The organism is Pseudomonas fluorescens (assembly GCF_902497995.1).
Classification (GTDB): domain Bacteria; phylum Pseudomonadota; class Gammaproteobacteria; order Pseudomonadales; family Pseudomonadaceae; genus Aquipseudomonas; species Aquipseudomonas fluorescens_BK.
Map to the genome: position 1 here is coordinate 63338 of NZ_CABVII010000003.1, position 17787 is coordinate 81124.

Consider the following 17787-nt stretch of genomic DNA (forward strand, 5'->3'; position numbering starts at 1 on the left):
CTTGAGGACGCCTTCGCCGGCAAGCCTGGCTCCTACCGGGGATAGGTGTCAGTTAGAAAGAATCGCCCGGCACGCGGACGTAGCCTTCCATCAGTACCCGTGCGCTGCGGCTCATGATGGCCTTGTTCACGGTCCATTCACCGTTTACCAGACTGGCCTCGGCGCCCACACGCAAGGTGCCGGACGGATGGCCGAAGCGCACGGCGTTGCGTTCGATACCGCCCGCGGCGAGGTTCACCAGGGTGCCGGATATCGCGGCGGCCGTGCCGATAGCCACGGCCGCCGTGCCCATCATGGCGTGGTGCAGCTTGCCCATGGACAACGCACGCACCAGCAGGTCGACATCACCCGCCGCGATTGCCTTGCCGCTGGACGCTACGTAGTCCGCCGGTTTGGCAACGAAGGCCACTTTCGGCGTGTGCTGGCGCTTGGCCGCTTCGTCCAGATCCTTGATCAAGCCCATGCGCAGTGCGCCGTAAGCCCGAATGGTTTCAAACATCAGCAAGGCCTTCGGATCGCCGTTGATCGCGCCTTGCAGTTCGGTGCCGGTGTAGCCGATGTCGGCGGCATTGACGAAAATCGTCGGGATGCCGGCATTGATCATGGTCGCCTTGAAGGTCCCGACCCCGGGCACTTCCAGATCATCCACCAGATTGCCGGTGGGGAACATCGAACCACCGCCGCCCTCTTCTTCCGCCGCCGGGTCCATGAATTCGACCTGTACTTCGGCGGCCGGGAAGGTCACGCCGTCGAGTTCGAAGTCGCCGGTTTCCTGCACCTGGCCATTGGTGATCGGCACGTGGGCGATGATGGTCTTGCCGATGTTGGCCTGCCACACCCGAACCACGGCCACACCGTCGTGCGGGATGCGGCTGGCGTCCACCAGACCGTTGCTGATGGCAAACGAACCGACCGCTGCCGTCAGGTTGCCGCAGTTGCCGCTCCAGTCGACAAAAGGCTTGTCGATCGAGACCTGGCCGAACAGGTAATCGACGTCGTGATCGGCCTTGAGGCTTTTCGACAGGATCACGGTTTTGCTGGTGCTGGACGTTGCGCCGCCCATGCCGTCGATTTGCTTGTCGTAAGGGTCGGGGCTGCCGATCACGCGCAGTAACAGCGCGTCGCGAGCAGGACCGGGAATCTGTGCGGCTTCAGGCAAGTCTTTGAGACTGAAGAACACGCCTTTGCTGGTGCCGCCACGCATGTAGGTGGCGGGTATCCTTATTTGCTTTGGAAAAGTAGCTGCGTGAGCCATGGTGCTGCTTACTCCTGATCTGAAAACAAACACGGGACCTGAAGTCCCGTGCCCGCTTGGCGCGTGTTAAACGGCGACCGCCGATTCTTCGAGGAAGTCCTGGGCGAAACGCTGCAGTACGCCGCCGGCCTCGTAGATCGACACTTCTTCGGCGGTGTCCAGGCGGCAGGTCACCGGCACTTCGACGCGTTCGCCGTTCTTGCGGTTGATCACCAGCGTCAGCTCGGCGCGCGGTGTGCGCTCGCCGATCACGTCGTAGGTTTCACTGCCGTCGATGGCCAGGGTGTGGCGGTCGGTGCCCGGTTTGAACTCCAGCGGCAACACGCCCATGCCCACCAGGTTGGTGCGGTGGATGCGCTCGAAACCTTCGGCCGCAATCGCTTCCACACCCGCCAGCCGCACGCCCTTCGCCGCCCAGTCCCGGGACGAACCCTGGCCGTAGTCGGCGCCGGCGATGATGATCAGCGGCTGCTTGCGTTCCATGTAGGTTTCGATGGCTTCCCACATGCGCATCACTTTGCCTTCCGGCTCGACGCGGGCCAAAGAACCCTGCTTGACCTTGCCGTTTTCCCGGACCATTTCGTTGAACAGTTTCGGGTTGGCGAAGGTCGCGCGCTGTGCGGTCAAGTGGTCGCCACGGTGGGTCGCGTACGAGTTGAAATCTTCTTCCGGCAGGCCCATTTTCGCCAGGTATTCGCCGGCGGCGCTGTCGAGCATGATCGCGTTGGAAGGTGACAGGTGATCGGTGGTGATGTTGTCCGGCAGCACGGCCAGCGGACGCATGCCCTTGAGCGGACGCGCGCCGGCCAGTGCGCCTTCCCAGTACGGCGGACGGCGGATGTAGGTGCTCATTTCGCGCCAGTCGTACAGCGGCGTCACTTTCGGACCGGTGTCTTCGTGGATGGCGAACATCGGGATGTAGACCTGACGGAACTGCTCGGGCTTGACCGAGGCCTTGACCACCGCGTCGATTTCTTCGTCGCTCGGCCAGATGTCTTTCAGGCGGATTTCCTTGCCCTCGGCATCCAGGCCCAGCACATCTTTTTCGATGTCGAAACGGATGGTCCCGGCGATGGCATAAGCCACTACCAGCGGCGGCGAGGCGAGGAACGCATTCTTGGCGTACGGGTGAATCCGCCCGTCGAAGTTGCGGTTACCGGACAACACAGCAGTGGCGTACAGGTCGCGGTCGATGATTTCTTGCTGGATCACCGGATCCAGCGCGCCGGACATGCCGTTGCAGGTGGTGCAGGCGAAGGCCACGACGCCGAAACCCAGTTGTTCCAGTTCATCGGTCAAGCCCGCTTCATCGAGGTACAACGCCACGGTTTTCGAACCCGGTGCCAGGGACGATTTGACCCACGGCTTGCGGGTCAACCCGAGCTTGTTGGCATTGCGCGCCAGCAGGCCGGCAGCGATGACGTTGCGCGGGTTGCTGGTGTTGGTGCAGCTGGTGATGGCCGCGATGATCACCGCGCCGTCCGGCATCTGGCCGGGAACATCGTCCCACTGACCGCTGATGCCTTGAGCGGCGAGATCCGAGGTCGCGACACGGGCGTGAGGATTGCTCGGGCCCGCCATGTTGCGCACCACCGAGGACAGGTTGAAGGTCAACCCGCGCTCGTATTGCGCGCCCTTCAGGCTGTCGGCCCACAGGCCTGTCACCTTGGCGTAGTTCTCGACCAGCTGTACCTGCTCGTCTTCACGGCCGGTGAGCTTGAGGTAGTCGATAGTCTGCTGGTCGATGTAGAACATCGCCGCAGTGGCACCGTATTCCGGGGCCATGTTGGAAATGGTCGCGCGGTCGCCAAGGGTCAGCGCGGATGCGCCTTCGCCAAAGAACTCCAGCCACGCGCCGACGACTTTTTGCTGACGCAGGAACTCGGTCAGCGCCAGCACCATGTCGGTGGCGGTGATACCCGGTTGCAGCTTGCCGGTCAGTTCGACGCCGACGCTTTCCGGCAGACGCATCCACGACGCGCGGCCGAGCATCACGCTTTCCGCTTCCAGGCCACCGACACCGATGGCAATCACGCCCAGTGCATCGACATGCGGGGTGTGGCTGTCGGTGCCGACGCAGGTATCAGGGAATGCCACGCCGTCACGCACCTGGATCACCGGAGACATTTTCTCCAGGTTGATCTGGTGCATGATGCCGTTGCCCGGCGGAATCACATCAACGTTCTTGAACGCTTTTTTGGTCCAGTTGATGAAGTGAAAACGGTCTTCGTTGCGACGGTCTTCGATGGCGCGGTTCTTCTCGAACGCTTCCGGATCGAAGCCTCCGCGCTCCACGGCCAGGGAATGGTCGACGATCAATTGCGTCGGCACCACCGGGTTCACTTGCGCCGGGTCACCGCCTTGCAGGGCGATGGCGTCACGCAGGCCGGCGAGGTCGACCAGGGCAGTCTGGCCGAGGATGTCGTGGCACACCACACGGGCCGGGAACCACGGGAAGTCGAGGTCGCGTTTGCGCTCGATGAATTGCTTCAGGGATTCGGTGAGCGTGGCCGGGTCGCAGCGGCGCACCAGGTTTTCCGCCAGCACGCGGGAGGTGTACGGCAGGGTGTCGTAGGCGCCGGGCTGGATGGCTTCGACAGCCGCGCGGACGTCGAAGTAATCCAGATGGCTGCCGGGCAGCGGTTTGCGGAATTCTGTGTTCATCGTCAGGGACTCGGTCACGGTAGTTTCAAAGGGTCGGGCCTGGTACGGCTCCCGAAGCGAACACGGTCCTGTAGGAGCGAAGCTTGCTCGCGAAAACGGTCTGTCGGTCGACATTGATGTTGAATGTCAGTCCGTCTTCGCGAGCAAGCTTCGCTCCTACAGGGGGTTCCCGGTTCATTCAGCAACAGGTGCCGGCCCACACCATTCAGCGTTGTTCGATTGGCACGAACTTGCGCTGTTCGACGCCGGTGTACTCGGCGCTCGGGCGGATGATGCGGTTGTTGGCACGTTGCTCGAACACATGCGCCGCCCAGCCGGTCAGGCGCGAGCAGACGAAAATCGGGGTGAACAACTTGGTCGGAATGCCCATGAAGTGATACGTCGACGCATGGTAGAAGTCGGCGTTCGGGAACAGTTTCTTCTGCTCCCACATGGTCTTGTCGATGGCTTCGGAGACCGGGAACAGCACCGTGTCGCCCACTTCGTCAGCGAGCTTTTTCGACCAGGCCTTGATCACCTCGTTGCGCGGATCGTTGTCCTTATAGATCGCGTGACCGAAGCCCATGATCTTGTCCTTGCGCTCGAGCATGCCGAGGGTGCCCTTGATCGCTTCCTCCGGCGAACTGAAACGTTCGATCATTTCCATCGCCGCTTCGTTGGCGCCGCCGTGCAGCGGACCGCGCAAGGTGCCGATGGCCGCCGTGACGCAGGAAAACAGATCAGACAGCGTCGAGGCGCAAACCCGCGCGGCGAAGGTCGAGGCGTTGAATTCGTGCTCCGCATAGAGGATCAGCGATACGTTCATCACCTTGACGTGCAGTTCGCTCGGCTTCTTGTCGTGCAGCAGGTGCAGGAAGTGGCCGCCGATGGTTTGTTCGTCGCTCACGCAGTCGATGCGCTTGCCGTCGTGGCTGAAGCGATACCAGTAGCACATGATCGCCGGGAACGCGGCCAGCAGGCGGTCGGTCTTGTCGTGCTGCTCGGAGAAGTCGTTCTCCGGCTCGATGTTGCCCAGGAACGAACAACCGGTGCGCATCACGTCCATCGGGTGGGCGTCGGCGGGAATGCGCTCCAGCACTTCTTTCAGCGCTTGCGGCAGGTCGCGCAGCTTGCCCAGCTTGTTGATGTAGGCGGCGAGTTGCGCTTGGGTCGGCAGTTCGCCGTAAAGCAGCAGGTAGGCCACTTCTTCGAATTGGGCGTCAGCCGCCAGTTCGCGAACGTCGTAGCCGCGATAGGTCAGGCCTGCGCCCGACTGGCCCACGGTGGACAGTGCGGTTTGTCCGGCAACCTGGCCACGGAGCCCGGCGCCACTGAGTACTTTTGCTTCGGCCATTGCTGTCTCCAGTTTTTGAATTTGTTAGGGAAACTTGTAGGAGCGAAGCTTGCTCCGGGCGGCGATCCGACGAAGACGGACTACCATTCAACATTGATGTCGTCTGATACACCGCTTTCGCGAGCAAGCTTCGCTCCTACAGGGGTTTCATTACTTCTTCGCGGCGAACAACGCATCGAGCTTCTGCTCGAAGGTGTGGTAGTCGATGCGATCGTAAAGCTCCATGCGCGTCTGCATGGTGTCGATGACGTTCTGCTGCGTGCCGTCGCGGCGGATCGCGGTGTAGACGTTTTCCGCCGCCTTGTTCATCGCACGGAACGCCGACAGCGGGTACAGCACCAGCGACACGTCGGCACCGGCGAGCTGCTCGGTGGTGTACAGCGGCGTCGCGCCGAATTCGGTGATGTTGGCCAGGATCGGCGCTTTCACGCGGCTGGCGAACAGTTTGTACATTTCCAGTTCAGTGATGGCTTCCGGGAAGATCATGTCGGCACCGGCTTCGATGCACGCTTCAGCGCGCTCCAGCGCAGAGTCCAGCCCTTCCACCGCCAGGGCGTCGGTACGGGCCATGATCACGAAGCTGTCATCGGTGCGCGCATCGACCGCGGCCTTGATGCGATCGACCATTTCCTGCAGGGACACGATCTCTTTATTAGGACGGTGACCGCAGCGCTTGGCGCCGACCTGGTCTTCGATGTGAATCGCCGCCGCGCCGAACTTGATCATCGACTTGACGGTGCGCGCGACGTTGAACGCCGAGGAACCGAAACCGGTGTCCACGTCCACCAGCAGCGGCAGGTCGCAGACGTCGGTGATGCGACGCACATCGGTCAGCACATCATCGAGGCCGGTAATGCCCAGGTCCGGCACGCCGAGGGAGCCGGCAGCCACCCCGCCACCGGACAGATAGATAGCCTTGAAACCGGCGCGCTTGGCCAGCAGCGCGTGATTGGCGTTGATCGCGCCGACCACTTGCAGCGGATGCTCGTTGGCGACCGCATCGCGGAAACGCTGGCCTGGAGTGCTCTTGTTGGAACTCATGACTCACCTCGTTCAGTGGCTGTCGGGTTAACGCCGTCCTGGTAGTGACGGGCGATATTGCGTTTGGAGGCGCCGATGTGGCGGCGCATCAACAACTCGGCCAACTCACCGTCACGGTCGGCGATGGCATCGAGAATCCGGTGGTGCTCGGCAAAGGCCTGGCGCGGCCGATTGGGCGTGGTGGAAAACTGGATGCGGTACATGCGCACCAGTTGATAAAGCTCGCCGCAGAGCATCTGGGTCAGGGTGCGGTTGCCGCTGCCCTGGATAATTCGGTAGTGGAAGTCGAAATCGCCTTCCTGCTGGTAGTAGCCGACTCCGGCCTGAAACGCCGCATCGCGCTCGTGGGTTTCGAGGACCCGGCGCAGTTCGTCGATTTCTTCGAGGGTCATGCGTTCGGCCGCCAGACGGCAGGCCATGCCTTCGAGGGACTCGCGGATCTCATAGAGTTCCAGCAGCTCGGCGTGGTTGAGCGACACCACCCGCGCGCCGACGTGCGGTATGCGCACCAACAGGCGCTGGCCTTCCAGGCGGTGGATCGCCTCACGCAACGGGCCGCGGCTGATGCCGTAGGTGCGCGCCAGTTCCGGCTCGGAGATCTTGCTGCCCGGAGCGATTTCGCCCTTGACGATGGCCGCCTGAATGCGTCGGAAGACATTCTCGGAAAGGGTTTCCGAATCGTCCTGTGCAATGACCGGCGGATCGAGTTGATCCAGCATATTGTCGACACCTTGATAACCAATGCCGCAAAAACTAACGAATACAGGCGGTATAGTCAAAGGATAATTGGTAATTGTCGACAATCGTCTAATAACCGTCTGTATTCCATCCACGCAGTCACTCGGTTGACAGCCAGCCGCCAGCGCTGGCGCCATAAAACCACCGTGCTAGAATGCCGGCCGCATTTGTTTGTGACATCTGCACGGCTTGTCATCGTTGATAGGCATACGAGGGAGCTTGCGCAGCGATGCCAGGGCCTTGAATTGAAGTATGGACCGCCGCGCACCAGGATTTATGAGACTCAAGCCCTTCCCCGCATTCCTCTTTATGCTTTGCCTGCCCGGTTTTGCCGCGGCGGGGGAAAAAACCGTGTACGGCCTCAACGAGTACGCCTCGCTGAACGGCATCGACCTGGAAGTCGCCGCCAAACTCGACACCGGAGCGAAAACCGCCTCGCTGAGTGCCCGGGACATCAAACGCTTCAAACGCAATGGCGAGTCCTGGGTGCGCTTCTACCTGGCCATCGACGCCGCCCATTCGCACCCGATCGAACGGCCGCTGGCCCGGGTCAGCAAGATCAAGCGCAGGGCCGGTGACTACGATCCGGAAGCGGGCAAGAAGTACACCGCCCGTCCGGTGATCGAGCTTGATATCTGCATGGGTTCGGCTTTACGCAGCATCGAAGTGAACTTGACCGACCGAAGCGCCTTCCAATACCCGCTCCTGATTGGCTCCGAAGCCCTGAAACGCTTCGATGCGCTGGTCGACCCCAGTCTTAAATACGCTGCTGGCAAACCCGCCTGCGCCACCGACGCACATACCGCAGAGTAATTCCAATGCGCTCTCTTACCCTCCATCTGAAACTGCTGATCGCCATCCTGGTGGTCCTGGGCATTTCAGTTACGGCCTATCAGATCTTTGTGCTCGGCATTCCCGTGACCGAAGACGCCACCGACGACTTGTGGAACATCGACGCCAAGGTCGAGTTCGTCGCCAGTGCCAAGGACCCGGTCAAGATCCAGATGTTCGTGCCGCCGCTGAGCCGCGATTACGTCAGCCTCAACGAGAGCTTCATCTCCAATAACTACGGCGTGGCCGTGAACCGGGTCGACGGCAACCGCAAGGTCACCTGGTCGGCGCGCAGGGCCAAGGGCAACCAGACCCTTTATTACCGTCTGGTGCTGACCAAGCGTTACAGCGGCGAAAAGTTGAAGATCAAAGGCCCGACCTTCCGTGACAGCATTGCCGTGGAAGGCCCGGAAAAAATCGCCGCCGAAGCCCTGCTCGCCCCGATCCGCCAGCATTCGGCGGACGTCGAGACCTTCATCGGCGAAGCCATCAAGCGCGTCAATAACGTCAACGATGACAACGTGAAACTGCTGCTGGGCGGCGATCCGTCTACCGCGAACAAAGCCAAAATCGTCGAGCTGGTACTGTCCATCGCCCACGTGCCGGTGGAAAAGGTCCACACCATTCGCCTGGTAGCCGATCAGCCGCAACTACCGGAACTCTGGCTGCGCAGCTTCAACGGCACCGACTGGCTGTATTTCAACCCGGAAACCGGTGAACAAGGCCTGCCCACCGACCGCCTGCTGTGGTGGACCGGTGACGAAAACCTGATCACCGTCGACGGCGGCAAGAAAGCCACTGTCACCTTCAGCATGAACAACAGCGAAATGAACGCCATTCGCCTGGCCAAGCTGACCGACGAAAACACCGACGCCAACTTCCTCGAATACTCGTTGTACGGTCTGCCGCTGCAAACCCAGCAGACCTTCATGATCATGGTGATGATCCCGATCGGCGTACTGGTGATCCTGATCCTGCGCAACCTGATCGGCATCCAGACCCTGGGTACCTTTACCCCAGTGCTGATCGCCCTGGCCTTCCGCGAAACCCAGCTCGGCTTCGGGATCGTGCTGTTCACCATCATTACGGCGCTGGGGCTGTCGCTGCGCTCGTACCTTGAACACCTGAAGCTGCAAATGTTGCCGAGGCTGTCGGTGGTGCTGACCTTTGTGGTGGTGCTGATCGCGACGATCAGCCTGCTCAGCCATAAACTCGGCCTGGAACGCGGGCTGTCGGTCGCGCTGTTCCCGATGGTGATCCTGACCATGACCATCGAACGCCTGTCGATCACCTGGGAAGAACGCGGCGGCGGCCATGCCATGAAGGTGGCGATCGGCACGCTGTTCGCCGCGGCCCTGGCGCACCTGATCATGAGTGTCCCGGAGCTGGTGTACTTCGTGTTCACCTTCCCGGCGATCCTGTTGATCCTGGTGGGCTTCATGCTGGCGATGGGTCGTTATCGCGGCTACCGCCTGACCGAACTGGTGCGTTTCAAGGCCTTCCTGAAGAAGGCTGACGCCTGATGTTCGGCCTCTGGAAGACCTGGAAGGCCCTGGAAGCCCGGGGCATCATGGGGATCAATCGGCGCAACGCGGACTATGTGCTCAAGTACAACAAGCGCAGCCTGTACCCGATCGTCGATGACAAGATCATCACCAAGGAGCGCGCCATCGCCGCCGGCATTCATGTGCCGGAACTGTATGGCGTGATCTCCACCGAGAAGGAAATCGACAACCTCGACGAGATCATCGGCGGGCGCAACGATTTCGTGGTGAAACCGGCCCAGGGCGCTGGCGGTGACGGCATCCTGGTGATCGCCGACCGCTTCGAGGGGCGTTATCGCACGGTGTCCGGCAAAATCATCAGCCATGAGGAAATCGAGCACCAGATTTCCAGCATCCTTACCGGCCTCTATTCGCTTGGCGGTCATCGCGACCGGGCGCTGATCGAATACCGCGTGACCCCGGACCAGATCTTCAAGAGCATCAGCTACGAAGGCGTGCCGGACATCCGCATCATCGTGCTGATGGGCTACCCGGTCATGGCCATGTTGCGCTTGCCGACCCGTCAGTCCGGCGGCAAGGCCAACCTGCACCAGGGCGCCATCGGCGTCGGTGTGGATCTCGCCACCGGCCTGACCCTGCGCGGCACCTGGCTGAATAACATCATCACCAAACACCCGGACACCACCAACGCGGTGGACGGCGTGCAACTGCCCTATTGGGACGGTTTCATGAAACTCGCCGCCGGCTGTTATGAACTGTGCGGGCTGGGTTACATCGGGGTCGACATGGTGCTGGACCAGGAGAAAGGCCCGCTGATTCTCGAGCTCAACGCCCGGCCAGGGTTGAACATTCAGATTGCCAATGATTGCGGCCTGACGTTGCGTACCCATGCGGTCGAGGCGCGGATTGAAGCATTGAAGGCTCGCGGGATCAGCGAAACGGTCGAGGAACGGGTGGAGTTTGTTCAGGAGATGTTCGGGCATATTCCGGCGGTTGAGGGCTGATCCAGGACCGCGGCGCGCCCTTCGCGGGCAAGCCTCGCTCCTACAGGATTTGTGTCGTACATCGGGAATGTGAACGATGCTAAATCTGTAGGAGCGAGGCTTGCCCGCGAAGGCGGACTCCCGGTCACTACAGCGCTTAACCCTGCCGCCAATCTGCCAATCCCCTCTAGGAGCAATTCCCCGAGCAGACTACAATCGCCACCCCCGCCTCGATGGCTGATCCGCCCCGCCCATGTTGACCTGTTCCGTACACCCGCTCCCCTATCGCGCCAATCCCGCCGACTACTTCGCGGTGATTCGTCATGCTCCCGGTGCCGTACTGCTCGACAGTGGTCGGCCGACTGCGGATCGCGGTCGCTATGACTTGCTCAGCGCCTGGCCGCTGGAACACCTGGCCGTATTGCCTGACGAAAGCGGTAGCGATTTCCTGCAACGCCTGCGCGATAACCTGACACGGCTGGGTGAAGCCGCGCTGCCGTTTGACTTGCCTTTCGCAGGCGGCTTGATCGGTTACCTGAGCTATGACTTCGGCCGTCACCTGGAGCACCTGCCGAGCCTGGCGCAGGACGACCTGCAGTTGCCTGATGCGCGTTTCGGGCTCTATGCCTGGGCCCTGATCAGCGATCACCAACTCAAGACCAGTCAGCTGGTCTTTCACCCGACGCTGATCGACAGCGAACAGCAACGTCTGATCGCCTTGTTCAGTCAGCCCGGGATCGATCCGTTCGAGCCTTTCAAACTGAAAGCACCGATGAGTGCCGACTTGAGCGCTGACGAGTATCGCCACGCGCTAGCGCGCATTCAGCACTATATACAGGCCGGCGACTGCTATCAGGTCAACTTCGCCCAGCGTTTCCGCGCGCAATGCCAGGGCGACCCGTGGGCCGCCTATTGCGCGTTGCGCGCGGCATGCCCGACGCCGTTTTCCGGCTTCCAGAGCCTGCCCGATGGCGGCGCGGTGCTGAGCCTGTCGCCGGAGCGTTTCGTCAAAGTCAGCGAGCGCCATGTGGAAACCCGCCCGATCAAGGGCACCCGCCCGCGCGGAATGACCCCTGCCGAAGATGCGGCGAACGCCGCCGAGCTGCTGGCCAGCCCGAAAGATCGCGCAGAAAACCTGATGATCGTCGACTTGCTGCGCAACGACCTCGGTCGCACTTGCCGCATCGGCTCGGTGCGGGTGCCGGAGTTGTTCAGCCTGGAAAGCTACCCGAACGTGCATCACCTGGTGAGCAGCGTGACCGGCGAACTGGCGGATCAGCGGGACGCCCTGGACCTGATCGCCGGCAGCTTCCCGGGTGGATCGATTACCGGCGCGCCGAAGATTCGGGCGATGCAGATCATCGATGAACTGGAGCCAACCCGACGCGGCTTGTATTGCGGTTCGTTACTGTACCTGGACGTACGCGGCGAGATGGACAGCTCCATCGCCATTCGCAGCTTGCTGGTCAAGGATGGGCAGGTCTGTTGCTGGGGCGGTGGCGGGATCGTCGCCGATTCCGAGTGGCAGGCCGAGTATCAGGAATCGATTACCAAGGTGAAGGTGTTGCTCGATACCCTGCAAAACCTTTAAGAGCTTCGCCGGCAAGCCGGCTCCTGCAGGTTATGTGTTGACCGCATAATTGTGGTTCGACACAAAACCTGTGGGAGCGTGGCTTGCCCGCGATGGGGCCCTCCCTGACGACTACAAACTCAACGCCCGATTCGAAGCCTTGATGAACTCCTGCTTCAGCTCTTCAAAGCTGTGCACCGCCGGAAACTGTGGAAACTCGCGAATCACATTGTCCGGCGCGTGAAACAGAATCCCCGCATCCGCCTCGCCCAGCATCGTGGTGTCGTTGTAGGAATCCCCTGCCGCAATCACCCGATAATAGAGGCTCTTGAACGCCAATACCGACTGGCGCTTGGGATCTCGCTGACGCAACTGATAGCTCGTCACCCGACCGGAGTCATCCGTTATCAGGCGGTGGCAAAGCAAGGTCGGGAAGCCCAACTGACGCATCAGTGGCTGGGAGAATTCGTAGAAAGTGTCCGACAGAATCACCACCTGAAACCGCTCACGCAGCCAGTCGACGAACTCGACGGCACCGTCCAGCGGCTTGAGCGTGGCGATCACTTCCTGGATGTCGGAAAGCTTCAGGCCGTGCTCGTCGAGAATCCGCAGGCGCTGTTTCATCAGCACGTCGTAGTCGGGGATGTCCCGGGTGGTGGCCTTGAGGGATTCGATCCCGGTTTTTTCGGCAAAGGCGATCCAGATTTCCGGGACCAGTACACCTTCAAGATCCAGACAGGCAATTTCCACAAGACACTCCCATTTGTATTGATTATTGAGTCGAGCAAGCAAAAGGACTGCCGAACTCTAGCGACTCGGGCCGGCCCGTGCAACGCAGAGGGCGCGCCAGTCGCTGCAGGATTTTGTTACCATTAGCCCCATATAGAGCGCCCAGCGCCACCGACCTGTAGGAAGCCGCCCTGATGAGCCCATCGTTCGATGTCGTGGAACTCGCCACGACCTATGCCAACAAATCCGCCCAGGACATCCTGAAGCTCGCGTTCGCCGAGTTCGGCGATGACCTGTGGATATCTTTCAGCGGTGCCGAAGATGTGGTGCTGGTGGACATGGCCTGGAAGCTGAACAAAAACGTCAAGGTATTCAGCCTCGACACCGGCCGCCTGCACCCCGAGACCTATCGTTTCATCGATCAGGTGCGCGAGCACTACAAGATCGACATCGAACTGGTGTCACCGGACTATACGAAACTTGAACCCTTCGTGAAGGAAAAAGGCCTGTTCAGTTTCTACAAGGACGGCCATGGCGAATGCTGCGGTATCCGCAAGATCGAACCGCTGCGCCGCAAGTTGTCCGGCGTGACGGCCTGGGCCACCGGCCAGCGTCGCGACCAGAGCCCTGGCACCCGCAGCGCCGTAGCCGTGCTGGAAATCGACAGCGCGTTTTCGACGCCGGAACGCCCCCTGTACAAGTTCAACCCGCTGGCACAGATGACCAGTGAAGAGATCTGGGGTTACATCCGCATGCTCGAACTGCCGTACAACAGCCTGCATGAACGCGGCTTTATCAGCATTGGCTGCGAACCGTGCACCCGTCCGGTGCTGCCGAACCAGCACGAACGTGAAGGTCGCTGGTGGTGGGAAGAAGCGACGCAGAAAGAATGCGGGTTGCATGCGGGGAATATCATCAGCAAGTCAAAGGCGTAATTCCGAGCCTTGTGAAATCCCCTGTGGGAGCGGGCTTGCTCGCGAAAGCGGTGCGTCAGTAGGCATTGATGTTGACTGACACGACGCCTTCGCGAGCAAGTCGGATCGCCGCACCGCCGCTCCCACAGGTTCTGTGAACGACCTTAGAAATGTGTACACACGAATGTCACCATAAGTGCCATTTATGTGTGCACTTTTCGTTTCAGCGCCCCCAAAAGTTACATTCTCCTTTCCTGACTTTCCCTGCCGATCTTTCTCCCAAACCTCGCCGAAAAATAAATACCTGCTCAAGCGGTCAATTTATATCGCATTAATTTCAATCACTTAGCTAATATAGATAAAAAAACGAAATTAGCGCCATGGTTTATAGCTCGGTAACTGGCATAGTTCTGGCTTTAGTGCATACATGTTTTGTATACAATAATCATCAAAACATACACACACTTTAGATCCGCAAGCCTGAAGCGCCCTATCCCGTACAGGCTGCAGATGCCCCGTAACCAATGATGCTTACTGCCCGCGACGAAGATTTGTCGAGCCTTCGCTCATGCACAGTCATCGCGGCGCCAAGCTTCAGGAGCCTGCCGGAATGCGTACTAGCCTCTCCAATAACAATATCGCGCTGGATCTGCCCTCCTCTCACCCCGAACCCGTCACTTACGATCAAACGTTCCAAGCACCTGTAGTACTCAGCCCACGCCTGCATAACAAAGACCTGGCCCCGACCAAGGCTGAAGGTCGGCGCTGGGGGCGCTACAGCATCTTTGCCCTGTGGACCAACGACGTTCACAACATCGCCAACTACTCCTTCGCCATCGGCCTGTATGCCTTGGGCCTGGGTGGCTGGCAGATTCTGCTGTCCCTGGGGATCGGTGCGGCGCTGGTGTACGGGTTCATGAACCTGTCCGGCTACATGGGCCAGAAGACCGGCGTGCCGTTCCCGGTCATCAGCCGGATCAGTTTCGGTATTCACGGGGCGCAAATTCCTGCATTGATCCGCGCCGTCATCGCCATTGCCTGGTTCGGGATTCAGACGTACCTGGCGTCCGTAGTGCTACGCGTGCTGTTGACGGCGGTGCATCCCGGGTTCGCCGACTACGACCACAATTCGATCCTTGGCCTGTCGAGCCTGGGCTGGATATGTTTCGTGGCGATCTGGCTAGTGCAACTGGCGATCCTCGCCTATGGCATGGAGATGGTGCGGCGCTACGAGGCGTTTGCCGGACCGGTGATTTTGCTGACCGTCGCCTCCCTCGCCGGGTGGATGTACTTCCAGGCCAATGCAACCATCGCCTGGTCGATCCGTGAACCGCTGACTGGCGGCGAGATGTGGCGCAACATCTTTGCCGGCGGTGCGTTGTGGCTGTCGATCTACGGCACGTTGATTCTGAATTTCTGTGACTTCGCCCGTTCTTCGCCGTGCCGCAAGACGATCAAGGTCGGCAATTTCTGGGGCTTGCCGGTGAATATCCTGGTGTTTGCCAGCATCACCGTCCTGCTCTGCGGTGCGCAATTCCAGATCAATGGCCGGATCATCGAAAGCCCGACTGAAATCATCGCCTCGATTCCCAACACCTTTTTCCTGGTGCTCGGCTGCCTGGCTTTCCTGATCGTCACCGTCGCGGTGAACATCATGGCCAACTTCGTCGCCCCGGCTTTCGTGCTCAGCAACCTGGCGCCCAAATACCTGACGTTCCGTCGCGCCGGGCTGATCAGCGCGACCATTGCCGTGCTGATCCTGCCCTGGAACCTCTACAACAGCCCACTGGTGATCGTGTATTTCCTGTCCGGCCTCGGCGCCTTGCTCGGCCCGCTGTACGGGGTGATCATGGTCGACTACTGGCTTGTACGAAAAGCACAGGTCAACGTGCCGCAACTGTACAGCGAAGATCCCAACGGCGCTTATTACTACAGCCGTGGAGTCAATCTGCGTGCCGTGGCGGCATTCATTCCTGCAGCGCTGATCGCCATCATCCTGGCGCTGGTGCCGGGTTTCCACAGCGTATCGCCCTTCTCCTGGCTGATTGGCGCAGGTATCGCCGCCATGCTCTATCTGATTATCACCAAACGGCAACCGCACTACGCCGACGTCAGCGGCGAATCCATCGCGGTCGACAACGTCAGTCATTAAACCCGTGACGGCCCGACGATGTCGGGCCGCAGAACCATCCGTCATAAGGACTTTCCATGCGCATTCTCGTGGTCAACGTCAACACCACCGAATCCATCACCCAGGCTATCGCCCGCTCGGCGCATTCCGTGGCCGCACCCGGCACCGAAATCATCGGCCTGACGCCCTTCTTCGGCGCCGATTCCATCGAAGGCAACTTCGAAAGCTACCTGGCCGCCATCGCCGTGATGGATCGGGTGATGGCCTACGACCAACCCTTCGACGCGGTGATTCAGGCCGGTTACGGCGAGCACGGTCGCGAAGGGTTACAGGAGTTGCTCAACGTGCCGGTGGTGGACATCACCGATGCGGCCGCCAGCACCGCGATGTTTCTCGGCCATGCCTATTCGGTGGTCACGACGCTGGACCGCACCGTGCCGCTGATCGAGGATCGCCTCAAACTTTCCGGGCTCTGGGACCGCTGTGCGTCGGTGCGAGCCAGTGGCTTGGCCGTGCTGGAGCTGGAGTCCGACCCCGAACGCGCGCTGGAGGCCATTGTGCGTCAGGCGGAATTGGCGGTGCTTGAGGACAAGGCCGAGGTGATTTGCCTGGGATGCGGCGGCATGGCCGGGCTGGACGAGCAGATTCGTCAGCGTACGGGGGTGCCGGTGGTGGATGGTGTGACGGCGGCGGTGACCATTGCCGAGTCGTTGGTGCGGCTGGGGTTGTCGACGTCCAAGGTGCGGACTTATGCGACGCCGCGGCCGAAGAAAATTGTGGGTTGGCCGGGGCGGTTTGGCCGATAGTCTGCGTTATCGTTCTTCGCGAGCAAGCTCGCTCCCACAGGGTTTTGTGTCGTTTACATAACCGTGGTACGACACAAAACCCTGTGGGAGCGGCGGTGCGGCGATCCGAATTGCCCGCGAAGGCAGCACCTCGGTCCAAAGCCAGGCTCCAACAGGTTTCAGTGTCGTTTACATAACCATCGTACGACACCAATCCCTGTGGGAGCGGGCTTGCTCGCGAAGGCCGCACCTCGGTCCCAAGCCTGGCTCAAAGAGCACTGAACCGCCGCCCCAACCCCTGCTCCGCAAACTGCTCGATGACGAAATCCACAAACGCCCGGGTCTTGCCCGGCAGCAGCTTGTGCTCTGCGTAATAGATGGAAATATTGCCGTCGTCGACATACCACTCCGGCAACACCCGCTGCAACGCCCCGGCCTCCAGATAACCCACGGCGAACGGCATGCTCACCAGCGCGATGCCCAAGCCCTGGACTGCAGTGGCGCAGGCAGCCTCGGAATCACTCATGGTCATCCGTGCCTTGAGCGTCAACGGACTGTGTTGTTGGGTGCGACTGGTCAACTGCCATGAGCGCACGCGACCGGTTTGCGGCGATCGAATCAGAATGCCATCGTGATGCTTGAGATCCTCGGGCTCGACGATCGCCCCACGCTCGGCCAGGTATTGCGCTGACGCCACCAACACCCGATGCGCCGGTGTCAGCTTGCGCGCCACCACGCCCTGAGGCAGTTCGAATCCCCCGCCAATCGCCGCATCGAACCCTTGGGCGATCAGGTCGACCTGCCGGTTATCGAAATGCCAGTCCGGGTTGATGGCCGGAAACCGTCGCAGAAACTCCCCGAGCAACGGCACAATGTACAAGCGTCCGAACACGGTGCCCATGCTGACCTTTAATGTGCCGGCCGGTCGTCCTTCGGCACTGGCCAGATTGGCCACGGCATTCTGGATCGTGAGCAGGCTGGCGCTGACCTCGCCGAGAAACAGATGACCGGCTTCGGTCAATGTCAGGCTGCGGGTGCTGCGCTGGAACAGCCGCACGCCCAATCGAGCCTCTAGCTTGGCGACGCTCTTGCCCACCGCCGCCGGGGTCAGGCTCAGACGCCGCGCGGCTTCGGCAAAGCTGCCGACTTCGGCGCTGCGCACGAAGCATTCGATACTGCTGAAGGTTTCCATAAGCGTCACTATAAACTTCTGGTTTACACAGACTAGCGCAATGACCGTCTACACAGCCTGTAATCCTGAATCGATACTAGGCTCCATCAACCGCGGCATCTCGCCTCGGGACTTGG

Annotated in this window: 14 protein-coding genes; 7 read left to right on the plus strand and 7 right to left on the minus strand. The window is 60.7% G+C overall.

The features are described 5' to 3' along the window. Window positions 1–52: 52 nt before the first annotated feature. From prpF to F8N80_RS04155, 5 genes are all read right to left on the minus strand, one after another. Entirely contained in the window at window positions 53–1255 is a 1203-nt protein-coding gene (gene prpF, locus F8N80_RS04135) for a 2-methylaconitate cis-trans isomerase PrpF (protein ID WP_150783263.1), read from the minus strand. Between the two features lie 66 nt (window positions 1256–1321). Continuing rightward, window positions 1322–3919 carry a Fe/S-dependent 2-methylisocitrate dehydratase AcnD gene (gene acnD, locus F8N80_RS04140; RefSeq protein ID WP_150747047.1) on the minus strand — a complete coding sequence of 866 codons (2598 nt, stop codon included), beginning with the start codon at window positions 3917–3919 and terminating at the stop codon, window positions 1322–1324. A 205-nt stretch (window positions 3920–4124) separates the two neighbouring features. Then, on the minus strand, window positions 4125–5252 hold the full coding sequence (gene prpC / locus F8N80_RS04145) for a bifunctional 2-methylcitrate synthase/citrate synthase (protein ID WP_150747046.1): 1128 nt from the start codon (window positions 5250–5252) through the stop codon (window positions 4125–4127). Between the two features lie 150 nt (window positions 5253–5402). After that, complete coding sequence (gene prpB / locus F8N80_RS04150) at window positions 5403–6293, minus strand: methylisocitrate lyase (protein WP_150747045.1); 891 nt, start codon at window positions 6291–6293, stop codon at window positions 5403–5405. Next, entirely contained in the window at window positions 6290–7009 is a 720-nt protein-coding gene (locus tag F8N80_RS04155) for a GntR family transcriptional regulator (RefSeq protein WP_178084770.1), read from the minus strand. Before F8N80_RS04155 ends, prpB begins: the two co-directional genes overlap by 4 nt. 298 nt (window positions 7010–7307) lie before the next feature. Between F8N80_RS04155 and rloA the strand changes: the two genes are divergently transcribed. The 4 genes from rloA (at window position 7308) to pabB (ending at window position 11941) form a co-directional block, all read left to right on the plus strand. Further along, window positions 7308–7844, plus strand: coding sequence for a retropepsin-like aspartic peptidase RloA (gene rloA, locus F8N80_RS04160; protein WP_150747044.1), 537 nt, complete (start codon window positions 7308–7310; stop codon window positions 7842–7844). 5 nt (window positions 7845–7849) lie between these two features. After that, entirely contained in the window at window positions 7850–9385 is a 1536-nt protein-coding gene (rloB, locus tag F8N80_RS04165; protein ID WP_150747043.1) for an osmotic stress tolerance membrane protein RloB, read from the plus strand. After that, window positions 9385–10371, plus strand: a complete 987-nt coding sequence (locus tag F8N80_RS04170; RefSeq protein WP_150783264.1) for an alpha-L-glutamate ligase-like protein — start codon at window positions 9385–9387, stop codon at window positions 10369–10371. The genes rloB and F8N80_RS04170 overlap by 1 nt, the downstream gene beginning before the upstream one ends. Window positions 10372–10603: 232 nt before the next feature. Continuing rightward, window positions 10604–11941: an aminodeoxychorismate synthase component I gene (gene pabB / locus F8N80_RS04175; RefSeq protein ID WP_150783265.1), complete on the plus strand. Its 1338-nt coding sequence runs from the start codon at window positions 10604–10606 to the stop codon at window positions 11939–11941. 111 nt (window positions 11942–12052) lie between these two features. On the opposite strand, the gene thrH is transcribed toward pabB, so the two are convergent. Beyond that, window positions 12053–12670 (minus strand): bifunctional phosphoserine phosphatase/homoserine phosphotransferase ThrH, encoded by a 618-nt coding sequence (thrH, locus tag F8N80_RS04180; protein WP_150783266.1) that lies wholly within the window; start codon window positions 12668–12670, stop codon window positions 12053–12055. A 173-nt stretch (window positions 12671–12843) separates the two neighbouring features. Here thrH and F8N80_RS04185 point away from each other — a divergent pair, with 173 nt between their 5' ends. The 3 genes from F8N80_RS04185 to F8N80_RS04200 all read left to right on the plus strand — a co-directional run bounded on the left by F8N80_RS04185 (window position 12844) and on the right by F8N80_RS04200 (window position 16500). Then, a complete protein-coding gene (locus F8N80_RS04185; RefSeq protein ID WP_150747039.1) occupies window positions 12844–13584 on the plus strand; it encodes a phosphoadenylyl-sulfate reductase in 741 nt (246 codons plus the stop codon). Window positions 13585–14173: 589 nt separating this feature from the next. Next, window positions 14174–15715 (plus strand): NCS1 family nucleobase:cation symporter-1, encoded by a 1542-nt coding sequence (locus F8N80_RS04195; protein ID WP_150747037.1) that lies wholly within the window; start codon window positions 14174–14176, stop codon window positions 15713–15715. Window positions 15716–15771: 56 nt separating this feature from the next. Next, on the plus strand, window positions 15772–16500 hold the full coding sequence (locus tag F8N80_RS04200; RefSeq protein WP_150783268.1) for an aspartate/glutamate racemase family protein: 729 nt from the start codon (window positions 15772–15774) through the stop codon (window positions 16498–16500). Window positions 16501–16747: 247 nt separating this feature from the next. Here F8N80_RS04200 and F8N80_RS04205 read toward each other — a convergent pair whose 3' ends face one another. Next, a complete protein-coding gene (locus F8N80_RS04205; protein WP_150747035.1) occupies window positions 16748–17671 on the minus strand; it encodes a LysR family transcriptional regulator in 924 nt (307 codons plus the stop codon). Window positions 17672–17787: the final 116 nt, after the last annotated feature.